This window comes from Peribacillus sp. TH14 (genome assembly GCF_016651145.1).
Taxonomy (GTDB): Bacteria; Bacillota; Bacilli; order Bacillales; family DSM-1321; genus Peribacillus; species Peribacillus butanolivorans.
Genome location: NZ_JAEKEK010000001.1, coordinates 2,255,058 through 2,278,511, shown reverse-complemented (window position 1 = coordinate 2,278,511; position 23,454 = coordinate 2,255,058). Strand labels below are relative to the sequence as shown.

24 protein-coding genes and 1 pseudogene are annotated in these 23,454 nt (G+C 40.5%); all 25 read right to left on the bottom strand.

Annotation, left to right across the window (positions count from 1 at the left end):
• Positions 1–2: 2 nt before the first annotated feature.
• The 25 genes and pseudogenes from JFU50_RS11090 to JFU50_RS10975 all read right to left on the bottom strand — a co-directional run bounded on the left by JFU50_RS11090 (position 3) and on the right by JFU50_RS10975 (position 23,345).
• Entirely contained in the window at positions 3–1,526 is a 1,524-nt protein-coding gene (locus tag JFU50_RS11090; RefSeq protein ID WP_201187462.1) for a complex I subunit 4 family protein, read from the bottom strand.
• Entirely contained in the window at positions 1,523–3,394 is a 1,872-nt protein-coding gene (nuoL, locus tag JFU50_RS11085) for an NADH-quinone oxidoreductase subunit L (RefSeq protein WP_201187464.1), read from the bottom strand. The genes JFU50_RS11090 and nuoL overlap by 4 nt, the downstream gene beginning before the upstream one ends.
• 34 nt (positions 3,395–3,428) lie before the next feature.
• Complete coding sequence (nuoK, locus tag JFU50_RS11080) at positions 3,429–3,743, bottom strand: NADH-quinone oxidoreductase subunit NuoK (protein WP_056524221.1); 315 nt, start codon at positions 3,741–3,743, stop codon at positions 3,429–3,431.
• Positions 3,740–4,264: an NADH-quinone oxidoreductase subunit J gene (locus JFU50_RS11075; protein WP_201187466.1), complete on the bottom strand. Its 525-nt coding sequence runs from the start codon at positions 4,262–4,264 to the stop codon at positions 3,740–3,742. The genes nuoK and JFU50_RS11075 overlap by 4 nt, the downstream gene beginning before the upstream one ends.
• Complete coding sequence (gene nuoI, locus JFU50_RS11070) at positions 4,261–4,680, bottom strand: NADH-quinone oxidoreductase subunit NuoI (protein WP_053348494.1); 420 nt, start codon at positions 4,678–4,680, stop codon at positions 4,261–4,263. Before nuoI ends, JFU50_RS11075 begins: the two co-directional genes overlap by 4 nt.
• 35 nt (positions 4,681–4,715) lie before the next feature.
• Entirely contained in the window at positions 4,716–5,723 is a 1,008-nt protein-coding gene (gene nuoH, locus JFU50_RS11065; RefSeq protein WP_053348493.1) for an NADH-quinone oxidoreductase subunit NuoH, read from the bottom strand.
• On the bottom strand, positions 5,724–6,824 hold the full coding sequence (locus tag JFU50_RS11060) for an NADH-quinone oxidoreductase subunit D (RefSeq protein WP_098177153.1): 1,101 nt from the start codon (positions 6,822–6,824) through the stop codon (positions 5,724–5,726).
• A 4-nt stretch (positions 6,825–6,828) separates the two neighbouring features.
• Positions 6,829–8,052 carry an NADH-quinone oxidoreductase subunit C gene (locus tag JFU50_RS11055; RefSeq protein WP_201222608.1) on the bottom strand — a complete coding sequence of 408 codons (1,224 nt, stop codon included), beginning with the start codon at positions 8,050–8,052 and terminating at the stop codon, positions 6,829–6,831.
• Positions 8,053–8,529, bottom strand: a complete 477-nt coding sequence (locus JFU50_RS11050; protein ID WP_176527554.1) for a NuoB/complex I 20 kDa subunit family protein — start codon at positions 8,527–8,529, stop codon at positions 8,053–8,055.
• 26 nt (positions 8,530–8,555) lie between these two features.
• The gene (locus tag JFU50_RS11045; RefSeq protein WP_201222606.1) at positions 8,556–8,930 is read right to left on the bottom strand and encodes an NADH-quinone oxidoreductase subunit A; all 375 of its coding nucleotides are present in this window, start codon (positions 8,928–8,930) and stop codon (positions 8,556–8,558) included.
• 406 nt (positions 8,931–9,336) lie between these two features.
• Positions 9,337–9,738 carry a F0F1 ATP synthase subunit epsilon gene (locus tag JFU50_RS11040; protein ID WP_201187472.1) on the bottom strand — a complete coding sequence of 134 codons (402 nt, stop codon included), beginning with the start codon at positions 9,736–9,738 and terminating at the stop codon, positions 9,337–9,339.
• Between the two features lie 25 nt (positions 9,739–9,763).
• Positions 9,764–11,161, bottom strand: a complete 1,398-nt coding sequence (gene atpD / locus JFU50_RS11035) for a F0F1 ATP synthase subunit beta (RefSeq protein WP_201187474.1) — start codon at positions 11,159–11,161, stop codon at positions 9,764–9,766.
• Between the two features lie 88 nt (positions 11,162–11,249).
• Positions 11,250–12,110, bottom strand: a complete 861-nt coding sequence (locus tag JFU50_RS11030; RefSeq protein ID WP_201187476.1) for a F0F1 ATP synthase subunit gamma — start codon at positions 12,108–12,110, stop codon at positions 11,250–11,252.
• Between the two features lie 37 nt (positions 12,111–12,147).
• Positions 12,148–13,656 carry a F0F1 ATP synthase subunit alpha gene (gene atpA, locus JFU50_RS11025; protein ID WP_053348485.1) on the bottom strand — a complete coding sequence of 503 codons (1,509 nt, stop codon included), beginning with the start codon at positions 13,654–13,656 and terminating at the stop codon, positions 12,148–12,150.
• Between the two features lie 24 nt (positions 13,657–13,680).
• Positions 13,681–14,217: a F0F1 ATP synthase subunit delta gene (locus JFU50_RS11020; protein ID WP_053348484.1), complete on the bottom strand. Its 537-nt coding sequence runs from the start codon at positions 14,215–14,217 to the stop codon at positions 13,681–13,683.
• Positions 14,214–14,732: a F0F1 ATP synthase subunit B gene (gene atpF / locus JFU50_RS11015; protein WP_056525353.1), complete on the bottom strand. Its 519-nt coding sequence runs from the start codon at positions 14,730–14,732 to the stop codon at positions 14,214–14,216. The genes JFU50_RS11020 and atpF overlap by 4 nt, the downstream gene beginning before the upstream one ends.
• 167 nt (positions 14,733–14,899) lie before the next feature.
• Positions 14,900–15,124 carry a F0F1 ATP synthase subunit C gene (gene atpE / locus JFU50_RS11010; RefSeq protein WP_048685857.1) on the bottom strand — a complete coding sequence of 75 codons (225 nt, stop codon included), beginning with the start codon at positions 15,122–15,124 and terminating at the stop codon, positions 14,900–14,902.
• A gap of 62 nt (positions 15,125–15,186) precedes the next feature.
• Positions 15,187–15,882, bottom strand: coding sequence for a F0F1 ATP synthase subunit A (atpB, locus tag JFU50_RS11005; RefSeq protein WP_056524201.1), 696 nt, complete (start codon positions 15,880–15,882; stop codon positions 15,187–15,189).
• A gap of 22 nt (positions 15,883–15,904) precedes the next feature.
• On the bottom strand, positions 15,905–16,273 hold the full coding sequence (locus tag JFU50_RS11000) for an ATP synthase subunit I (RefSeq protein WP_048685860.1): 369 nt from the start codon (positions 16,271–16,273) through the stop codon (positions 15,905–15,907).
• A gap of 7 nt (positions 16,274–16,280) precedes the next feature.
• Positions 16,281–16,471 (bottom strand): annotated as a pseudogene (locus JFU50_RS30715) (AtpZ/AtpI family protein).
• A gap of 275 nt (positions 16,472–16,746) precedes the next feature.
• Complete coding sequence (locus JFU50_RS10995; protein WP_201222604.1) at positions 16,747–18,837, bottom strand: S8 family serine peptidase; 2,091 nt, start codon at positions 18,835–18,837, stop codon at positions 16,747–16,749.
• 220 nt (positions 18,838–19,057) lie between these two features.
• Positions 19,058–20,179 carry a non-hydrolyzing UDP-N-acetylglucosamine 2-epimerase gene (gene wecB, locus JFU50_RS10990; RefSeq protein ID WP_201188139.1) on the bottom strand — a complete coding sequence of 374 codons (1,122 nt, stop codon included), beginning with the start codon at positions 20,177–20,179 and terminating at the stop codon, positions 19,058–19,060.
• A 45-nt stretch (positions 20,180–20,224) separates the two neighbouring features.
• Positions 20,225–20,854 carry a uracil phosphoribosyltransferase gene (gene upp / locus JFU50_RS10985; RefSeq protein ID WP_053348481.1) on the bottom strand — a complete coding sequence of 210 codons (630 nt, stop codon included), beginning with the start codon at positions 20,852–20,854 and terminating at the stop codon, positions 20,225–20,227.
• A 246-nt stretch (positions 20,855–21,100) separates the two neighbouring features.
• The gene (locus tag JFU50_RS10980; protein ID WP_201222603.1) at positions 21,101–22,342 is read right to left on the bottom strand and encodes a serine hydroxymethyltransferase; all 1,242 of its coding nucleotides are present in this window, start codon (positions 22,340–22,342) and stop codon (positions 21,101–21,103) included.
• A 409-nt stretch (positions 22,343–22,751) separates the two neighbouring features.
• The gene (locus JFU50_RS10975) at positions 22,752–23,345 is read right to left on the bottom strand and encodes a TIGR01440 family protein (RefSeq protein WP_201222602.1); all 594 of its coding nucleotides are present in this window, start codon (positions 23,343–23,345) and stop codon (positions 22,752–22,754) included.
• Positions 23,346–23,454: the final 109 nt, after the last annotated feature.

Below are 23,454 nucleotides of genomic sequence, written 5' to 3'. Positions count from 1 at the left end.
CTTCATCGCCCCCCTAGCGCTAGCATCATGGCATCAATCGTTTCTTGAAGAGGCCCGCCTAATAGATTTGGGTACACCCCAACCGATATAATCAACCCGAGGAGTACCACGGTTGGCACAAACTCCAGCCCCTTAAGGTCATGTTTCTCTTTCTCTACCAAGCTATTACTTTTACCAAACGTTATCATCAGGACCGCTCTCAGCATATAGACAGCCGTTAAAACAAGTCCCAGAGCTCCGATTGCCCCAAACAATGGCTGACTCTTGAATAAGCCGAGAAATACCATAAATTCACTGATGAAGCCAGACATCCCAGGCAAACCGAGGGAAGCCATCCCGCCGGCTAACAAAAGTCCAGAAAATATTGGCATCGACTTTGTCAAGCCGCCAAGTTTATTAAACATGGTTGTACCCGTACGCTCATACAACACGGCAACCAAGAAAAACAACAAAGCAGCAATTAATCCATGTGAGATAACTTGAAAGATGGCTCCCTGAATACCCGATTCGTTCAAGGCCCCCAGCCCCATCATAACGATTCCCATATGCGAAACCGAGGAATATGCTAAAACGAGCTTGAAATCCGTTTGCACTAACGCTAAAAATGCACCATACAACAAGCTTAGGACTCCAAAAAGTACAACGATAAAGGCCAGGCTTTTATATTGTTCCGGGAAAATCCCCATTCCAAACCGGATGATTCCGTATGCCCCTATTTTCAAAAGGACACCTGCATGAATCATAACAATGGAGGGCGGTGCCTCGGCATGAACCCGCACCATCCAGCTGTGGAAGGGAAATACGGGCAGCTTAATCGCAAAAGCTATGATGAAGGCCAAACATAATCCATACTTCATCGAACCGGAAATTGGTGCAAAGAGCGAGACGCCGCCCATCGTCATCATCTGAGACAAAGCCGCAATATTCGTCGTTCCTGTCCGGGCAAACAAAATCAAAATAGCCACCAATAAAACCGCCGAACCAATGCCATTATAAATTAGGAAACTATAAGCTGCTTTCTCCTTCTCTAAAAATCCCCATCTCCCAATTAAAAAGAAAGTCGGAATCAAAGTCATTTCAAAAAAGATGAAAAAAAGAATTAAGTTTTCTGCTGTAAAGACACCGAGCATACCAATCTCTAAAATAAAAAATAAAAGGTAATACCCTTTCCACTCTTGTTTTATATAAATAGAAGCCATCGCTGCTAACGACGAAACGATTGTTGTCAGTAATATAAAGATGAGACTTAACCCATCCAGACCCAATTCAAAATTAACGGTAAACAATTTAGGGTCATACATCGCCAAATTTCCAAATCGGATCCAATTCATCTTGGTATCAAAGGAAGAGAGTGCCACACCCGAATAATATTGACTAAATAGAAATAACGAGAGAATAAGGGGAGGCAGTGTTCCAAAAAAACCGAATTGCTTGATTGTCCTTTCCTCTTTTTTCGGCATAATGGCAACCATTACAATGCCAAGTAGCGGAGAAAACACTAATAGTGAGAGCAAATAGACATTCATCTTAAATACCCCCCTGTTAACGCAAAGATGACCAATAGTACCGCGAGCCCAAGAAAGGCGATCATGCCATACTGCTGCACCTGTCCTGTTTGCAGTTTAGACCCTATTTTCCCTAGCCCCTCTATTGAACTTGTTACTGTTGAGATCAATCCCCCGACAATGAACTTTTCAATATAAGAAAGAAATAAACTAAAGACCTTAATTGCATAGCCTACTGTAAAAAAGTAAATCTCATCAATAAAATACTTATTATCTAAAACTTTATATAATTTGGAGTTCTCTTTGAAGAGCCAGTCCCGGGGTATCTTCTTTTTAGCGTACATCATATAAGCAAGTAATATGCCAGCAAGCGATACAAACACGGCCATAAACATAATCCACACTGGTCCCTCATTATGGCTAGCACCAAGCAGCGTTTCATTTCCTTCGACTAGCCAATCACCAAGGAATGTTCCGAACCATGGGGTTTGAATATATCCACTAATCACAGCAAGCAACGCCAAAATAAACATAGGAAGTAACATGATTAAAGGTGATTCCTTAACCTGATTAACTGGACTTTGTGATTCTCCTGCAAATATCATGAAAAACAGGCGGAACATATAAAATGCGGTTAAAAAAGATGTAATCACCGCAAGTGTAAATAGGAGATAATCCCCATGCTCCCAGGCTGACATGAGAATTTCATCTTTACTGAAAAACCCTGACAGCAAGGGAAACCCCGATATCGCCAAAGTTCCAATCAAGAAAAGCGGTCCTGTCCAATTCAACCTTTTCCATAACCCACCCATTTTTTCTATGTTCTGTGTATGTATAGCATGAATTACACTTCCTGCTGCTAAAAACAGCAATGCTTTAAAAAAAGCATGAGTCATTAAATGAAACACCCCTGCTACATATCCAGCCGTACCTAAAGCTAGCATCATAAAGCCAAGTTGGGAGATCGTCGAATAGGCTAGCACACGCTTAACATCCTTTTGCACAAGAGCAATGCTTGCGGCAAAGATGGCTGTAAATCCACCCGTTACTGCTACGACGTGCATTGCTGTAACACTTGCCAGAAACAACGGAAACATAGTGGCTACCAAGTAAACTCCTGCTGCAACCATAGTTGCTGCGTGAATCAGTGCAGATACAGGAGTCGGACCTTCCATTGCATCAGGAAGCCAAGTGTGAAGAGGAAACTGTCCCGATTTCCCAACCGCACCGATAAAAATCAGAACACCAATCAACGTCAACCTTCCAACTGAAATCTCGCCAGCTTGAACAGCTTGAAAGATCTCTCCATATTCAAAGCTACCAGTTTCCCAGAATAGTAGAATAATGCCAATTAAAAGCCCTACATCACCTATTCTGGTCATAATAAAGGCCTTCTTCGCTGCCTTCTTTGCTTCTTGTTTATAAAAGTAAAACCCAATCAATAGGAAGGATCCAACCCCGACCAATTCCCAGAAGAAATAGAGTTGCAATAAATTGGGTGCCATGACAAGCCCAAGCATTGCAAAGGTGAAGAAACCAAGGTATGCATAGAAAATGGAGAATCGCTCTTCACCGTACATGTACCCCTTCGAGTAAATCTGGACAAGCAGGCTAACAAGTGAAACAATCACGAGCATCAAGGCATTAAGCTGATTGATTTCAAATCCTGCCGTAAGTTGCGTCCCACCGATGGAAAGCCAATCTATCGTTACTTTATAAGTAGGTTCTTTAAACCGTTCTATCAAGACAAGCAGCGATAAAATAAACGAAGCTAGCGTTAATAATATTCCTATATAGGCTCCTTGTTCTCGCCATCTCCTGCCTGATAGAAGCAGAACCAGAAACGTGACGAGTGGGAAGATCGGTATGAGCCAAGCATTCTCCATCATCGTATCAAATCCCCTTCTTCATTTATATAAACCTTCAATGCTTCATTGAATCCATTTCATCAACATTGACCGTCTTACGATTACGATAAAGGGCCATTAATATGGCCAGCCCAACAGCTGCCTCGGCTGCAGCAATTGTAATTGTAAATAATGAAAACACTTGACCAGTAATGGATGGCGTTACTCCAAATTTACTGAAAGCAACCAAATTGATATTCGCAGCGTTCAGCATCAGCTCAATGGAAATCAAAACAATGACCGCATTTCTTTTTACCAATGCGCCATACAGTCCAATACAAAATAAAACTAGTGCCAATACCAGATAAGCCGACAAGGGAACTCCTGTCATAATTGATCTCCCTCCTCATCCTTATCGTCTTTTTTTGCTAACACAATGGCACCTACTAAAGCAACAAGCAGGAGAACAGACATCACTTCAAATGGAATCACATATTTGGAAAACAGCTCAATGCCAATTTGTTTCGTATTTTCCTCATGCAAGGTCGTTGGCTGAACAGGTATATGCAGATTGTAAATACCTAGATAAACTGCCACAGCAAATCCAGCAACCGCTAGCAACAAAGAGAATTTTCCCCACCTCCCTTTTGACGGTTCTTCGCGTTCTTGATGTTTAGTCAGCATAATTCCAAACAACATCACGATCGTAATTGCCCCAGAATAGATTAAGATTTGTACGACTGCCACAAATTCTGCCGAGAGCAGCATATAAATGCCTGCAATGCTTAGAAATGTAAAGACAAGGGCAATTACCATGTGTACCACTTTTGTTAACGTAATTAGCAGCACACCGCCTAATATGGCGACGAATGCCAAACCCAAAAATGCAATTAATTCACCGGACAAACTCATACTTTATTCACCTTCCGGATATTTTCATCATTTTCATCCAGCCACTCCAGATTTTTAAATAACTGTTCACGGCTGTATTCCGCCAGTTCAAATTGATTCGTCATCACTATCGCTTCAGTAGGGCAAACCTCCGTACATAGATCACACAAAATACATATCTCAAAATTGATGTCATACGTATCGATGATTTTACCTTTTTTTGTTTGGTCCGGATGCTTTTTCCCTGTTAATTGTATACAATCTGTTGGACAAATCGTCACACATTGATTGCATACAATGCACTTCTCAGGATAGAATTTTTGTATTCCACGGAATCGATCAGGGAGCGGCAGCGGCTCATTTGGGTAGTCGTAGGTCACTTTTTTCCGTGTCAAGTTCTTCAACGTATAGGTTAAACCTTTTGCTAAGCCAAGCATATTAACCCCTCGCTTTCTGATTAGCTTAAAGTTTTTTAAAAAAGTTTAAATAATTCTTTTAAAAGTGCAGTTAAAAATATATTAGCTAACGCAATCGGCAGCAGTACTTTCCAGCCGAACTCCATCAATTGGTCGGCCCTTATACGCGGAAAGGTTACACGAATCCAAACCAATACATAAAACACAGCACTAAACTTCAGTCCAAACCAGACAGCTGCCGGAATAAAATCCAGAAACGGTATAGAATTCCATCCCCCTAAAAATAATACAGTGGTTAATGTAGCCATTGCAAACATATACACATATTCCGACAACATAAAGAACGCCCAGCGAAATCCAGAGTATTCAACATGATAACCCGAAACGAGTTCAGATTCCGCTTCCGGAAGATCAAAAGGGACCCTGTTCAACTCAGCTACCGATGCAATAAAAAAAACTATAAACGCAATTGGTTGAAGAAAAATGAACCAAACCTTCTCCTGTGCAGCGACTATATCATTTAAGTTTAAGCTCCCTGTCAACAGGACTATCCCCACTAACGACATCACGAGCGGAATTTCATACGATATCATTTGCGCTGCCGCCCGCATTCCGCCAATCAAAGAGTATTTATTGTTGGATGCCCAGCCTGCCGTGACGATACCAATCGTCGTAATACCGGAAACCGCCATATAATACAATAGTCCGACACCTATATCGGCAAATTGAAATGCATCGGTAAATGGCAATGTAGCAAGGACCATGAAAGCTGGAGCAAAGGCGATTACCGGTGCCAATATATAAAGCGGCTTATCGGCTTTTTTTGGGATTGTATCTTCCTTGATTAAAAGCTTCAAAACATCGGCAACGGTCTGCAAAAGCCCCCATTTACCACCAATCTGATTTGGCCCCACCCGCAACTGCATGAACCCCATGATTTTTCGTTCAGAAAGAATACCATAGGTGACAAACCCTAAAACAACAAATAGGAGCAGCACAGCCAAGCCAAAAAAGATGCCAAAATTCAGTAGACTTGGCGTGGATTGAAGCAAATCCTGGATCATTTATCCATCCACCTCCCCTAATACAATATCGATGGCACCTAGTATCGTTATCAAGTTCGCCATATTTTCCCCTTCCAGTAACTTTGGAAGAATTTGCAGATTATAAAATGAAGGTCGGCGGAATTTTAACCGGTACGGCTCCTTTTTTCCCTCGCTTGCGATATAACAGCCGATTTCCCCTCTTGGTGATTCAATTCGGACAAAGGCCTCGCCTTTTGGTACCTTTATTATTTTCGGGACCTTAGCAATGATTGGTCCTTCGGCTGGAAACTGCTCAACCGCCTGCTCAAGGATTTTCAATGATTCTTCAATTTCCTCCATCCTGCAGTGATAGCGTGAAAAAGCATCGCCTTCTTCTCGGGTAGGAATATTAAATTGAAACCTGTTATAAATAGAATATGGTTCATTTTTTCTTAAATCCCATTTTACACCTGTACACCTTAAGTTTGCACCGCTTAGTGAGTACTGAAGCGCTTCTTCCTTCGAATAGGTGCCCACTCCCTTAACTCGGTTCACGAAGATTTCATTCCCTGTTACCAGCTCATGGTAACCAGCTAGCTGCTCCCTCATATAAGGAACAAACTCTGCCACCTTTTCAATCCAGTCTTCAGGAGCATCCCATTTCACACCTCCGACCCGCATATAATTAAATGTAAGTCGTGCACCTGACAATTCAGTCAATAAGTTAACGATCATTTCACGTTCACGAAAAGCATATAAAAAGGGGCTCGTCGCTCCAATATCAAGCAAATACGTTCCCCACCAAACAAGGTGACTCGCAACTCTGCCTAACTCCATTGCGATTACCCGCAAATACTCAGCCCTGTCGGGGATTTCAACCCCCATCATTGTTTCAACAGCATGACAAAGCACATAATTATTTGTCATAGCGGCCAGATAATCCAGTCGGTCGGTATAGGGAATAATCTGAGTATATTGTAGATCTTCCGCTAATTTTTCCGTACCGCGATGTAGATACCCTATGACAGGTGTAGCCTCTTTTATTATTTCACCATCGATTTTGATGACAAGCCGAAAAACACCATGTGTACTCGGATGCTGTGGCCCGACATTGAGAAGCATTTCTTCCGTCCGTAACATTGGGTTACACCTCCACATCATAAGGCTGATAATCTTTTCGAAGAGGATACCCAATCCAATCCTCACCAAGTAAAATCCGCTTTAAATCAGGGTGTCCCTGAAAGAGGATACCGAGTAAATCGTAGGCCTCACATTCAGGCCAATTTGCCCCCGACCATAAAGGGACTAATGAAGGAACAACTGGAGAATCCCTATCCAGCTTCACTTTCAAGGCAGCCGAATGATTCGTATTAAATGAATATAGGTGAACATAGATTTCCATATGAGTTTCAAAATCTGATCCATGCAGTTCTGATAAATAGTGAAAGTTCAACTGTTCATCATATCGTAAAATTTTAGCTATTTGAAAATATGTATCTGGTTTAGCAACTAATGTGGGGACATCTTTTGATAGGTTATTAATATAGTAATCTGTTAGAGCACCTTGTCCCAAATTCCTTTCAATAGCCTGAACAATTTGATCGAGTATTGATTGGTTTGGTGAAGGTTCATCTGGGGTGTGAACTTCTGTACTCTCCTCTACTCTAGCCCTGGTCTTTGCAGCCGCGGCTGCTTTCGCTTTTGCAGCAGCAATGGCCTTAGCCTTTGCTTTTTCTGGATCCTCTTCTTTGCCCACTAATTCCTTTCTTTTGACGAGAGCAGCAGCTTTTGCCTTTGCAGCTGCGGCGGCTTTTTGTTTCGCTACATCCATACTTCTTTCCGATTCTTCTATTCCACTTTCTTTTGATTGTTTTCGGGCGAGAGCGGCGGCTTTTGCCTTTGCAGCTGCAGCGGCTTTTTGTTTCGCTACATCCATATTTCCTTCCGATTCTTCTATTCCACTTTCTTTTGATTGTTTTCGGGCGAGAGCGGCGGCTTTTGCCTTTGCAGCTGCGGCGGCTTTTTGTTTCGCTACATCCATATTTCCTTCCGGTTCTCCTGTAACACTTTCTTTTGACTGCCTTCGGGCTAAAGCAACTGCTTTTGCCTTTGCAGCTGCGGCGGCTTTTTGTTTCGCTACATCCATATTTCCTTCCGGTTCTCCTGTAACACTTTCTTTTGACTGCCTTCGGGCTAAAGCAACTGCTTTTGCCTTTGCAGCTGCGGCGGCTTTTTGTTTCGCTACATTCATATTTCCTTCCCGTTCTTCTGTAACACTTTCTTTTGACTTTCTTCGGGCTAAAGCTGCGGCTTTTGCCTTTGCAGCTGCCTCTTTCTTTTGTTGCGCTAAATCCTGCTCTTCACTCATCTATATCACCCGCTTTCCAGTTTTCGCTTCGTAACGGATTTTTTCTTTTAATTTATTAATACCATAAATAAGTGCTGCCGGGTTTGGGGGGCACCCAGGGATATAAACATCAACAGGTACTATTTGATCTACCCCTTTGACAACCGAATATGATCGCACATATGGTCCTCCTGCAGTTGCACAAGACCCCATAGCAATAACCCATTTCGGCTCTGGCATTTGGTCGTACAATCTCCTTATTATCGGAGCCATTTTTTTCGTTACAGTGCCAGAAACAATCATGACATCCGATTGTCTAGGTGATGTCCGGAAAAAAGAACCAAAACGGTCCAAATCATAATGAGAGGAACCCACTCCCATCATTTCAATCGCACAGCATGCTAAACCAAAAGTCATTGGCCATAGGGAATTACTTCTTGCCCAGGCCTTTACTTGTTCAAGTGTGGATAAAAAAATACTGTGACGCAATTCTTCCATTTCTGCAGGAGTAAGGTCGTCTAATTTTAATTCCACTTTAACACCTTCTTTTTCCAAGCGTAGATTAGTCCTAATAAAAGGATAAGGACAAAAAATAACATTTCAATTAGCGCAAACAGCCCCAGCTCGTCGTAAGCTACTGCCCATGGGTAAAGGAAAACAGTTTCTACATCAAAAATGACGAACATCAAGCCAAATAAATAATACCTGACATTGAACTGAACTCTTGAATCCTGAAAAGGCTCGATCCCACTTTCATAAGTCGTGTATTTCATATCATTCGGTTTGTATGGTCTAAGCAGTCTTCCAATAAATAATGCGACTAAAGGTAGTAAAATGCCAAGACTAAGAAAAACAAATACAATTAAATAGTTATTTTGGTAAATATGCAGCTGTCCCATGTCCATCTCCCTTTATAGAGAAATCATGTTTAATAGGTGTATTTTTAACTTGCTTGTCTTCTTTTTTATTGGAATCTTGTTTTAAATATTTATGCAGTGCTACAATTTTTTAGAAGTAACGTGACAACGAGGGGGCAAGAAGTAATAAATGTAAGCGTATACATTATATCATCCAGAAATTAGTATGTCGATGAAGTAAGGCTTAATATGGAAAATACTTTACACTATAATTCGATATTTTTTATGAACTTTCAGCAGATTTTTTCATATTTCGACGTTCAAATGCAGAAATTATGAGTTTGTATGATAATAAGCTCTTTTAAAGGCAGTTTAGATTGCATGCCTAAAATAAAAAACACCAGGACTCTCTGCAATTAGAAAGTCCTGGTGTTTTGATTATATAAAATTATCGCATTTCTGCAATTTGAATCCGATTGATAGCACGTTTAAGCGATAAATCAGCTCTTTTGGCATCATTTGATCCATCATTGTTCTGCAATCTTTGTTCCGCACGTGCTTTTGCTGCTTGAGCGCGTGCAAGATCGATAGTTTCAGCTCTTTCAGCAGATTGAGCTAAAATGGTTACCACATCAGGGCGAACTTCTAAGAAGCCACCGTTTACAGCTACATAGTCTGTGTTGCTTCCATTTTTAAGACGGACAGCACCGATGGTAAGAGGAGCTACAGTTGGAACGTGTCCAGCCATAATTCCCAGCTCACCACTTTTAGCTTTAGTGCTTACCATTTCAACTTCTGCATCATATACTGGGCCATCGGGAGTAACAACATTGACTTTAATGGTCTTCATTTCATTCCCTCCTAGGTCCCTTTAATTAAGCCATTTCTTTTGCTTTAGCAATAACTTCTTCGATGCGACCAACTAGACGGAAAGCATCTTCAGGAAGTTCGTCGTATTTTCCAGCTAGGATATCTTTGAATCCTTGGACTGTTTCTTTAACTGGTACATAAGATCCTTTTTGACCAGTGAATTGTTCAGCCACGTGGAAGTTTTGTGACAAGAAGTTTTGAATTCTACGGGCACGAGCAACGATTACTTTTTCGTCTTCGCTTAACTCGTCCATACCCAAGATCGCAATAATATCTTGAAGTTCTTTATATTTCTGTAAAGTTGATTGAACTTGACGAGCTACTTTATAGTGCTCAGCTCCAACGACTTCTGGGCTAAGAGCACGAGAAGAAGAAGCCAATGGATCAACTGCTGGGTAGATACCCATTTCAGAAAGTTTACGCTCAAGGTTAGTTGTTGCATCTAAGTGAGCGAAAGTTGTAGCTGGAGCCGGATCCGTATAGTCATCGGCAGGTACATAGATCGCTTGAATAGATGTAACAGAACCTTTATTAGTTGATGTGATACGTTCTTGTAATTGACCCATTTCTGTAGCAAGGGTTGGTTGGTAACCTACCGCTGAAGGCATACGGCCTAGAAGGGCAGAAACCTCTGAACCTGCTTGAGTGAAACGGAAGATGTTATCGATGAAGAAAAGAACGTCTTGTCCTTGTTCGTCACGGAAATATTCAGCCATTGTCAAACCACTTAAAGCTACACGCATACGTGCACCTGGTGGCTCGTTCATTTGTCCGAATACCATAGCTGTTTTCTTAATAACACCAGAATCAGTCATCTCGTAGAAAAGGTCATTTCCTTCACGAGTACGCTCACCTACACCAGCGAATACTGAGATACCGCCGTGCTCTTGTGCGATGTTATTAATAAGTTCTTGGATAAGTACAGTTTTACCAACACCGGCACCACCGAAGAGACCGATTTTACCACCTTTGATGTAAGGTGCAAGTAAATCTACTACTTTAATACCAGTTTCAAGAATTTCAACTGATGTTGATAAGTCCTCAAAAGTTGGTGCTTGTCTGTGAATTGGATCACGACGTACTTCTGCTGTAAGTGGTTCAAATAGGTCAATATTTTCCCCTAATACGTTGAAAACGCGACCTAGAGTTACTTCACCTACAGGAACGGAAATTGGAGCTCCTGTATCAACAGTCTCTGCACCACGAGTTAAACCATCCGTGGAAGACATTGCTACAGTACGAACTGTATTATCACCTAGTTGAAGGGCTACTTCAAGAGTTAGTCCTGTACCAGACGCTGTATTTTCGATTCTTAACGCGTTATAGATCTTAGGAAGTTGTCCGTCTTCGAATTTCACGTCAACAACCGGACCCATAACTTGAGTAACGCGTCCTATATTCATCGTTTTCCCTCCTAACGTTGCTTATAACGACTATCAAATTTATGGAACGGCCAGCATATCGTCCGGGCCGGCCGCCCCTTTAATGATTTTATTCTAAAGCTGCTGCACCGCCGACAATTTCCGTGATTTCTTGAGTAATTGCGGCCTGACGTGCACGGTTATATTGCAATGAAAGTGAATCGATCAATTCTTTTGCATTATCGGTTGCATTTTTCATTGCAGTCATACGTGCAGAGTGCTCACTTGCTTTACCATCTAACAAAGCACCATAAATTAAACTTTCTGCGTACTGAGGTAGTAATACCTCAAGAATTTCTTCTGCATTAGGTTCAAATTCATAAGAAGTCAATGCTGCATTGGAAGTATTAAAGTCAGCTAACGGAAGGACTTGCTTTTCCGTTACATCCTGCTGGATTGGGCTGACATAATGGTTATAGTACATATAAAGCTCATCACACAGTTCATTTAGATACAAATTCACTGTTGATTTAGCAAGGGAGCTAATGTCAGCGAAAGACGGCTGATCAGGAACACCAATTACTTCAAGCTCTACGTGCATATTACGGCTGACAAAGAAATCACGGCCAACCCTTCCGATTGCGATAATGACGAACTCATCATTGGATTTATGGCGTTCAAGAATAGTTTTATGAACGTGGCGTAGGATACTACTGTTGTAGGCTCCTGCCAATCCTCGGTCCGATGTGATTACCAGGTAACCGGTTTTCTTTACTGGACGTGAGACAAGCATTGGATGAGATGCATCCGTACTTCCGTTCGCAATACTTGATACTACTTCTTGAATTTTTTCCATATAAGGAACATATGCTTTAGCATTCGCTTCTGCACGGTTCATTTTAGAAGCAGATACCATCTGCATCGCTTTTGTAATTTGACTCGTCTTTTTCGTTGAAGTAATCCGAGACTTAATATCGCGTAAAGAGGCCATTCATTCTCACCACCCTTTATAAATTAGTTAGACCTTATTATTCAGAAATAACGAAATTCTTTTTGAACTCGTTAATTGCAGCAACGATAGCAGCGTCTTCAGGAAGACCTTTAGTTGTGCGAATGTGATCTAATAATTCTGGATGAGAACGATCTAGGAACACATAGTATTCTTCTTCAAAACGAAGGATATCCGATACTGGAATATCATCTAAATGACCTTTAGTTAATGCATAGAAAATCATGACTTGTTTTTCAACTTTAATTGGTTTGTTTAGATCTTGCTTAAGAACTTCAACTGTACGAGCACCACGGTTAAGTTTTGCTTGTGTAGCAGCATCAAGATCAGAACCGAATTGAGAGAATGCTTCCAATTCACGATAAGAAGCTAAGTCTAGACGTAATGTACCAGCAACTTTTTTCATCGCTTTAATTTGTGCAGATCCACCAACACGGGATACGGAAAGACCAGCGTTAATCGCAGGACGTACACCTGAGAAGAACAAATCAGATTGTAAGAAGATTTGTCCATCTGTGATGGAAATAACGTTTGTTGGAATGTAAGCAGAGATATCGCCTGCTTGTGTTTCAACAAATGGAAGCGCAGTGATTGAACCAGCACCTAAAGTGTCATTCAATTTAGCTGCACGCTCAAGTAAGCGGGAATGCAAGTAGAATACATCCCCAGGGAAAGCTTCACGACCTGGAGGACGGCGAAGCAGCAAGGAAAGTTCACGGTATGCTGATGCTTGTTTAGAAAGATCATCATAAACCACTAAAACGTGCTTGCCAGCAAACATAAACTCTTCACCCATAGTCACACCAGCATATGGAGCTAGGTATAAAAGTGGTGCTGGTTGAGAAGCTGATGCAGATACAACGATTGTGTAATCTAATGCACCATTTTTACGTAGTGTTTCAACTGTTCCACGAACTGTTGATTCTTTTTGGCCAATAGCAACATAAATACAGATCATGTTTTGGTCAGCTTGGTTAAGGATTGTATCGATCGCAACTGATGTTTTACCAGTTTGACGGTCGCCAATGATTAACTCACGTTGTCCACGTCCGATTGGAACTAGAGCATCGATAGCTTTAATCCCTGTTTGTAATGGTTCATGAACAGATTTACGGTCCATAACACCTGTAGCAGGGCTTTCGATTGGACGAGTTTTTGTTGTAGCGATTGGGCCAAGACCATCTAATGGCTGTCCAAGCGGATTTACAACACGTCCGATTAATTCTTCTCCAACTGGAACTTCCATGATTCTTCCTGTACGGCGTACTTCACTGCCTTCTTGAATGTCTCTGAAAGGTCCAAGAATAACAACACCTACGTTATTTTGCTCAAGGTTTTGTGCTAAACCCATTGAACCATTGGAAAATTCTAAGAGCTCCCCAGACATTGCATTATCTAAACCATGAACGCGTGCGATACCATCACCAACAGTGATAACTGTACCTACATCGCTTACTTTAATTTCCGACTGATAGTTTTCAATCTGCTTTTTAATCAGCGCACTGATTTCTTCAGCTTTGATGCTCATGAATTTCACCCCTATCTGTGAATATTAACCTAATAGTTGTTTGCTAAGACGACCAAGCTTACCGCTAATCGTTCCGTCATATATGCGGTTACCGATTTGAAGTTTGATGCCGCCAAGAATATTGGTATCCGTAATATTAGTAATGCGTAAATTTCTTTTACCGATTTTTGCAGCAAAAGATGAAGACACAGCTTCCATTTCTGATTCAGTCAATGGACGAACTGTATAGACAGTTGCATCCGCAACTGAGTTTTCTTCATTCGCAAGTTCAATAAACTCTTGTGCCATAGCAGTCACTTCATCTGTACGATGACGCTCTACCATTAACATTACTGTGTTTTGAACGGAAGAAGAAAGGCTTGCAAATGCATTTGCAATCAAAGCACTTTTTGCATCTTTAGTCATTTTAGGATGAGCTAAGAAGCTTAATAGCTCATTATCATTTGTAAAAACTTCATTCACTATGCGAAGCTCTTCTTCAAGTTGGTTAATGAGATTTTGCTCTTTCGCAATTTGGAAAAGGGCAACGGCATAACGCTTTGCTACTGTTATATCGCTCATTTCCCTTCTCCTGCCTCTTGAATGTAGTCATTAATCAATTGCTCTTGATCAGCTTCAGATAGTTCTTTTTCAATTACTTTAGAAGCAATAAGTACGGATAAAGATGCCACTTGCTCGCGTAGTGCTGTAATAGCTTTTTCTTTTTCCTGTACAATTTCACGCTTCGCTGATTCTTTAACACGTTCAGCTTCAAGACGTGCTTGATTCACGATATCTTCACGCTGCGCTTCACCTTGAAGTTTTGCGTTTTCTATAAGTTGTCCCGCTTCAGTGCGAGATTGTTTTACGATTTCACGTTGTTCTTCTAAATATTTAAGTGCTTCTTGTCTGCTAGCTTCCGCTGCTTGAATTTCATTTGCAACATGTTCTTCACGTTGAGTCATGATGCCCATTAGAGGACCCCATGCAAATTTCTTCAGCAACGCTAACAAAATGATAAACATTACTAATTGGTATAAAATGTCTCCGCCGTTAAAGCCAGCCGATGACCCAAGTACAAAGCTGCTTGTTAACACGCTTGGTTCACTCCCTTCACGAGTTTCACTTCTTAAAGCTTTCATTCATATGAACTTTTAGAAAACTATGATCTTAAACTGTATTAAAAAAGGATTGTGGACATAAAGGAAAGGCGAAGGTTCACATGGAACGAACTTCGCCATTTTTGAACTTTTTAAAGGTTCTATTAACCACCATATACCATAAACGCAATTACTACCGCGATGATAGGCATCGCTTCAACTAAACCTACACCGATGAACATTGTTGTTTGAAGCATACCGCGAGCTTCTGGTTGACGAGCGATACCTTCTACTGTTCTTGAAACGATAAGACCATTACCAATACCTGCACCTAGTGCTGCTAAACCAATTGCAATTGCTGCTGCAAGAAGACCTACTGAACCTGTCATTATAAATATCCTCCTTAAATTGTATCAAAATTTTATTTTTTTAGTTCTAAATGAACTTATAATTAATGGTCGTCACTGACTTTATGAGACAGATAAACCATTGTTAACGTGACAAAGATAAACGCTTGGATACTGCCGACGAAAATACTATAGCCTTGCCATACTAGAGTAGGGATGATTGCACCAATAAATCCGGCAAATCCACTCGCAGCCAGCGAACCGGCTAACAAACTTAGCAAAACTTCACCAGCATAAATGTTACCATATAGACGCAGACCAAGTGTCAAGGAGTTTGTAAATTCCTCTACTAGTGTCATTGGGTTTTTATAAGCTTTAAAGTACCCTTTGGCGCCTTTCATTTTTATAGCATAGAAATGCGTTAAACCTAAGACCATGACTGCAAGAGTCAATGTGATAACTGGGTCGGCTGTTGGTGATTTCCACCAAAGCACTCCATCGTAACTAATTGCAAACGGAAGACCTAGCATATTGGACACAAAAATGTACATTAGCAAAGTCATACCAAGCAGTTGAAACTGACCACCTGTTCTCCAGTCCATGTTACTATTAATAATACCCTTAACAAAATCCATAATCCATTCCATGAAATTCTGCATGCCAGTTGGCTTCATTGCTAACTTACGTGTACCAATCACTGCAATTAAGAACACAACAAGACTCGCAATTGTTATCATTAGGACGTTACTCAAGTTAAAGGTTAAACCCATAAAATCGTGTAAGGGTGCTTCATGATTCAACTATATTCACCTCTCTTCCCCGCTATCGACGTATTAATTGGATGAAAAAATCTATAAAAATGACGATATAAGCTGTCATTAATCCCCATACAACACTAATCAGATGAAAATGCTCCGGAAATTCCAATGCAATGAGTACCGCTAGACCTGCGGATGCCATTCGTGTCATCGTTCCAAGAGATTTAGTTTTCTTTCCCTCATCAAGCGCCTGACTGAATTTTTTCATTTTCTGATTAATCAGCCATAAATTGTATAAACTCAAACTCGTACCCAGTATAAGCCCTGCAAAAACGGCTTGATAACTCGTAAGTCCCCATCCAACAACATAAACCGCCAGAAGAAAAATTATATATTTACTCTGCCTGTTGAACATGATTTTCATTTCTGGCATTTTTCATTTAATCTCCTGAGAAATATTTTCGAACTGAATGGAGCATTGCTTGTAAACCTAATGCAAGTCCACAAAGAAGGCCAATTACTAATAGCAGCGGTTCGAATCAAGGGTTCTGTCAAATCATCTTTCTAAAAAGAAGATACCGATCAAAACTGATCCGACTATTTGAGAAAGAATCGCTGACATCAAAGTCATAGCCATTAATAGACGGCAATTTATTTGACGAAAGTTGCATCCTCGCGGTTGAAATTTGGTGGAGGATAGAAAACATTTCATGCTGTAAAAATCTGCATGTTGGGCTCCTGAAAACCCTCTCATTTTACATCCTTAGTTAGCATACAATAGGCAAGAATCAATGTCAATGAGTGGTTAGTGAAATTTGTCACAGGTTTGTAATTATTAACGAATTGTTCACAAATTATCTTTTTAATACTATTGACATACGTTTTATTTTACTTATTGTCATTTCTTCACTCAATAAGTAACGTCTTTTCTATCCGATCTTCCCTCCCATTCCTTCTTGCAAATATTATTGCTTTATATACGCCTTTAGGCGGCAAGTCTTCTCTAAATATATTTTTTTTGGTCAAACCTGAGGGTGCTGGTTTCGACCAATCCATATATCCGGCAAATTTTAAGGTGTCTGCGTCATAAAGAGCAATCCCGAATTCTTCAGCTCCTCGAGGTAGATACATCTCGTATCGATAAGTGCCGGCCTGGTCGCCTTGGCCGAATTCAAACCCCATTACTCTTGGATAATCCGGTTCTTCTTTAACGTATAAATAAGGGAGTGAAATTTTTTTACTTCCTTCCATTATAATTAGGTACCCATCATAAACCCCCTTCTTGAGTTCGGACGGGTTTACTTGAAGTCCCACATCGATTGCTTTCTTTTCACTTGGATTTAAAGTAATCGATTTCGGCAAATCCCAAATGAGTCCCTTCTCTTTTAATGGGACAATAAAAGAGTACCTCCTAATCTTCTTTCCTGTATTTTCAAGGACAATCGGTTCATGATGCTCTTCAATTCCTTCTTTTTTTGTATACATTCCAAATGACAAAGAACTTGGATACAGCAGTGTGTCTGCTTTTAATGCTTCAGCAACCTGGATGCGGCCAGCTCCCTGTTCATATGTGTGATACAGTTGATGTGCCGTTTTACTTAATGGCTTAGAAGTACTCATCAAGGCTGACTTTACTTGATCAGGAGTCCACTCCGGATGCTTTTGTAAAATTAAAGCGCACGCACCTGCAACATGCGGGGCAGACATACTTGTGCCAGCTAAGGACATATATCCCTTAGGAATGGTGCTTTCAATCTCAACTCCAGGCGCTAACACGTCTGGCTTAATCCCCCAAGATACCGTTACCGGTCCCCTCGAGCTAAAATCAGCCAGTCTATCTTGCTCCTTCTTATATACAAAATGAACTTTTTCGTGTTTTTTTTGATCCACAAATTTCTTAAGTCGTAATCCATCTCTTCTATTAATAGAAGCAACTGGTATGTTCATCTCTTTTTCTAAGCTTCCGGTAAAGGTTCCGCTCGTATTGTTATATATAATTACCGCTTTCGCTCCTGCCTTTTCAGCATTGGATACTTTCTCCTGAAAGGTAAGTGTGCCACGCTCAAGTAACACGATTTTATCTTTAACATGTTTTAGCTCATTTTCATTTCCGATATTTCCATAAATTACTTCCTCCGAAAAAGTTAAGTTCCACTTCTTAGAGTCTTGAAATAGAGTCAAATGAGATTGATACTTTTTTGACCCAAGTCCGTAAACCATATATGGAACCTTCAACGGAGGAGTTGACGCTCCTACCGAAATCGCTTTTTCTGCTGTCCCAGGCGAACCCACAGTCCAAACAGCCGGCCCAGAATTACCGTTTGATGTGACAGCAACGATTCCGCTTTCCACCGCTTTATTTAAAGCTAGCGAAATAGGTAAATCCGGGCCATTGACATTGTTCCCAAGAGAAAGGTTTAAAACATCTACCTTATCTTTCATTGCTGACTCAATAGCCGTCAAGACTTGCTCAGTATCTCCTGCACCTCCTGGCCCCAATGCCCGATATGCATAAACCTCTGCTTCTGGAGCGACGCCCATCATTTTTCCATTAGCTGCAATAATACCCGCAACATGGGTTCCATGTATTGTATCTAAACCTCCCATGTTCTTCGTTTCCATCGGGTCTTCATCACTATCAACTAAATCTTTTCCTCCTTTATAATTACGCTGCAAATCTGGATGTGTATAATCAATCCCTGTATCGATAATCCCTACTTTTACTCCTTTCCCGGTTATCCGGTGATTCTTTTTATCAAAGAAACTCCTCACCCTGTCTCCTCCAATGAAAGGGACACTTTCATCTAGCAAGGCATGATACATAGATACTTCAGTAACAGCTTGAATCGCACTCTCCTTCTTAAGTTGTTCAATTTCATTCTTTTTCCCATATACAGAAAATCCATCAAGGGCAACCGTATAAATATTACGTAAATGAAGGGATGGATACTTTTCAAGCAGCTTATTAATCTTTTCTTGTGAAATCGGGTTTTCCATCGTGACAACAACCGTTACTTTCTTAGATTCAGATAACTTTGGTAATGGCGGCAGAATGACAGAGGCTAATACTTTTTCATTTGAGAAAAAAATATTAAAAGGAAAACAGACAATATAAAAGATATCTTTCTCAACATAATCATCCCCTTAGCAGTTATCTTTTCTCAACTACCTTGGAGTATGCAAATAAAAAAGGAAAAGCCAATTGGCTTTTCCTTTTTTATGGTTCAAATCTTGTTGGCGGTACACTGACTTGCTTAAAATAGTAACGTACGGCTTCAGCAATTCGGGCTGAAGCATTTCCGTCCCCATATGGATTAGAGGCCTTAGCCATTTTTTTGTGTTCTTCATGATTGGTTAGCAATTCATGCGCCATTTTAAAAATGGTCTGTTCATCCGTACCCGCCAGTCTTAAGGTGCCTGCTGCAATCCCCTCCGGGCGTTCAGTCGTATCTCGTAAAACAAGAACAGGTACACCAAGTGATGGTGCCTCTTCCTGGATGCCTCCGGAGTCAGTCAAAATCAAATAGGCTCTTGATGCAAAGTTATGAAAATCCAATACGTCCATCGGTTCGATTAAATGGACACGCGGATTATCACCGAGAATCTCGTTTGCTAGCTCTTGAACAGCGGGATTTAAATGGACAGGATAAACCACCTGAACATCGTCATGATCTGCAACGATTTTTTTGACAGCCCTAAAGATATTCCTCATAGGCTCCCCTAGGTTTTCCCTGCGATGAGCTGTAAGTAAAATGAGCCGGTCATCTTCCAATTTATTCAAAACTGGATGAGAATACGTGGAGCGTACTGTCGTTTTTAAGGCATCGGTTGCCGTATTTCCCGTCACGAATATGTTTTCTTTCTTGTTTTCATTCAGCAAATTCTCTTCCGCTTTTGAGGTCGGCGCAAAATGTAAGTCTGCCATAGTTCCGGTAAGCTGTCGATTCATCTCTTCCGGATAGGGGGAATACTTATTCCATGTGCGCAGCCCTGCTTCCACATGTCCAATGACGATTTGATTATAAAAAGCAGCTAAACTGGCTACAAAGGTTGTAGTTGTATCACCATGAACAAGAACAATGTCAGGTTTAGCTTCCTTCATTATAGAATCCAGACCACTTAATGCTCTTGTTGTAATATCAGCAAGCGTTTGCCTTTCCTTCATTATATTCAAATCATAATCGGGTTGAATGGAAAATAAGTCGAGAACTTGATCTAACATTTGTCGATGCTGAGCCGTAACAGCAACGATCGGTTTGAAATATTCTGGGTGTTTTTGAAATTCGAGTACTAAGGGCGCCATTTTGACAGCTTCTGGTCTCGTTCCAAAAATCGTCATGACCTTAATCGGTTGGTTCAATCGTGACACCTCAGTTTCTTTCTATTATTTTGTGCCGAATAAACGATCTCCCGCGTCTCCTAGACCTGGAACGATGTAGCCATGTTCATTCAGTTTTTCGTCAAGCCCTGCAATATAAATATCCACATCAGGATGCGCTTCTTTTAATGCTTCTACGCCTTCTGGGGCTGCAATTAGGCACATGAATTTGATGTTAACTGCACCGCGCTTTTTAATAGAATTGATAGCTTCAATAGCAGAACCGCCTGTCGCTAACATTGGGTCAACAACAATGCATTCTCTTTCTGCCAAATCACTTGGCATTTTCGCATAATATTCAACCGGTTTTAATGTTTCTGGATCACGGTAAAGACCGACATGACCTACCTTTGCAGCAGGAATCAATTTAATAATTCCATCTACCATTCCAATACCAGCACGTAAAATTGGAACGATACCAACTTTTTTACCAGAAAGCATTTTTACTTTCGCTTTGCTGACTGGTGTTTGGATTTCCACTTCTTCAAGCGGCATGTCTCTTGTAATTTCAAATGCCATTAATGACGCAACTTCATCTACTAGTTCGCGGAATTCTTTTGTTCCTGTATTTATATCACGTATATAGGCTAATTTGTGTTGAATTAACGGGTGATCGAAAACATAAACTTTTCCCATTTAGCATCTCTCCAATTCTATTGATTAATTTTGCTCTTTTTATAATTTCCCTATTCGTTTAGAAAAATTTTCGTATCTTTTAAAATTCACTTCAACCTATTTTACAGAAAAAAGGTTCAATCTTCAATAAAGGTTTAGATGTCAGACCTATTTTCACTATTCCGACTCTTCAAAACACACTCTTCTCTGTGTCTATCTATTTAAGCACACAAAAACCGCTTCCCTAGAAAGGAAGCGGCTCCGTTATTACAATGAAGGATATAATTCAAACTTGCTTGTTAATGCTTCAACACGCTGTTTTGCTTCTTCAAGTTTAGCTTCAACTTCATTATTTTTCAAAACAAGTCCGATGATTGCAGCGATTTCATCCATGTCTTCTAATCCAAAGCCACGAGATGTTACTGCCGCTGTTCCAATACGTATACCACTTGTAACGAATGGTTTTTCCGGATCATACGGAATCGCATTTTTGTTAACGGTAATACCGATTTCATCTAGTACATGTTCTGCAATTTTTCCTGTTAGTCCTGTAGAACGTACATCAAGAAGAATTAAGTGATTATCTGTTCCATCAGAAACAAGGGTAAAGCCTTCTTTTTTCAAACCTTCGCCCAAACGTTTAGCATTGTCGATAATTTGTTGTGCATAAGCTTTAAAATCATCTTGAAGCGCTTCGCCGAATGCTACAGCTTTAGCAGAAATTACATGCATTAATGGCCCACCTTGAATTCCAGGGAAGATTGATTTATCAATTTTCTTACCGAACTCTTCTTTACAAATAATCATACCGCCGCGTGGTCCGCGAAGCGTTTTATGAGTAGTTGTCGTTACAAAGTCTGCATAAGGAACTGGACTTTGATGCAATCCTGCAGCAACTAAACCTGCGATATGTGCCATATCAACCATTAAATAAGCTCCGACTTCATCTGCAATCTCACGGAAGCGTTTGAAATCAATTTCACGTGGATATGCACTAGCCCCTGCTACGATCAGTTTAGGCTTGTGCTGACGTGCTTTTTCCAAAACATCGTTGTAATCGATACGGTGATCTTTTTCGTCTACACCATATTCAACAAAGTTGTAGTTAACACCACTGAAGTTAACCGGGCTTCCATGTGTTAAATGACCGCCGTGGGACAGGTTCATTCCTAACACAGTGTCGCCAGTTTGAAGAACGGTAAAGTAAACTGCCATATTAGCTTGAGCTCCAGAGTGTGGTTGTACGTTTACATACTCGCCACCGAAAATCTCTTTTGCACGGTCACGTGCTAAATCTTCAACGATGTCGACATACTCACACCCACCGTAGTAACGTTTACCCGGATATCCTTCTGCATACTTATTAGTTAGAACCGATCCTTGAGCTTCCATGACAGCTTCACTCACGAAGTTCTCAGAAGCAATAAGCTCAATCTTACTTCTTTGACGCCCTAATTCCAGTTGAATTGCGTTAAACACTTGCTCATCTTGCTTTGCTAAACGATTCATTCCGTAATTCCTCCTCAAATTGTGCGTTATTCGCTTTTTACATTATTTTTAACATGACTTCAAAAAGACATGAAAAAGCCTTATCAATAATTATTTGAAAATTCTACTCCATTTTAACATGTCTATTTTAGAAGTGATAGTCTATTTTTATCGAACGTTCATTGTTTTTTCATTTAAAAACGTTCGCATTTCACATCTTATTTAAGGTAAATAGCTCTTCCTACCTGAATTTTATTAGTAAAAAAGCTTTCCAATGAGGGGGATACCGTTTTTTCTTCACTAACCATTCTATTGGTACTACACAAAAAAATCGTTAAAGATTCTTCTTGTTCTTTACATTTTTCTTTTATTTAATAGTCTCCATACAAAAACAGCATCCCTCATCTGAGAAATGCTGCCTAATTTTCTATTAAGTACAACTCTTGTTTACTGTAGTATCCTGATATACAGCCCGCTCTCCGCCAATTAGTTTTGGGCGGGTTTTAGCCATAGTCACATGTGCATGACCAATTTCTTTAATGGAGACTCGAACAGGGACAGCCACATGTTTTAAATGCATACCGATGAAAGTATCACCGATGTCTATCCCCGCTTCTGCCTTGATATGCTCAACGACGATAGCATCTTTCCATTGTTGATAGGCATAGGTTGCCATCGACCCTCCTGCCGTTCTTACAGGGACAACTGACACTTCTTCATAATCTCTTCGAACTGCGGTCTCTCTCGGTAAAACGAGAGCCCTATTTAAGTGTTCACAACATTGATAAGCAACCTGAATTCCCGTTTTTCTTTGGAAATCCTCCATTACAGCAAAGATCATTCCCGCAACATCAATTGTTCCGTCTGTGCCGATTCGTTTTCCAATCACTTCACTTGTACTGCAGCCAATTACCAATAGCTGTTTTTCTTTTAGAGCTGCCTCTTCTTGAAACTCATGTAACAGTATTCGAAACTGATTTTTCCATATCTCAAGCTCATCTGAAAATGTAGTATCATTTGTCATGAAATACGCATCCTTTCATTTAAAGAAAACTTACTGATGATTAGACCTTAGATGAAGAGAAGACCCCTTGTCCTTGTTCTAAATCTGCACATCTTATCGCTTAAGAAGG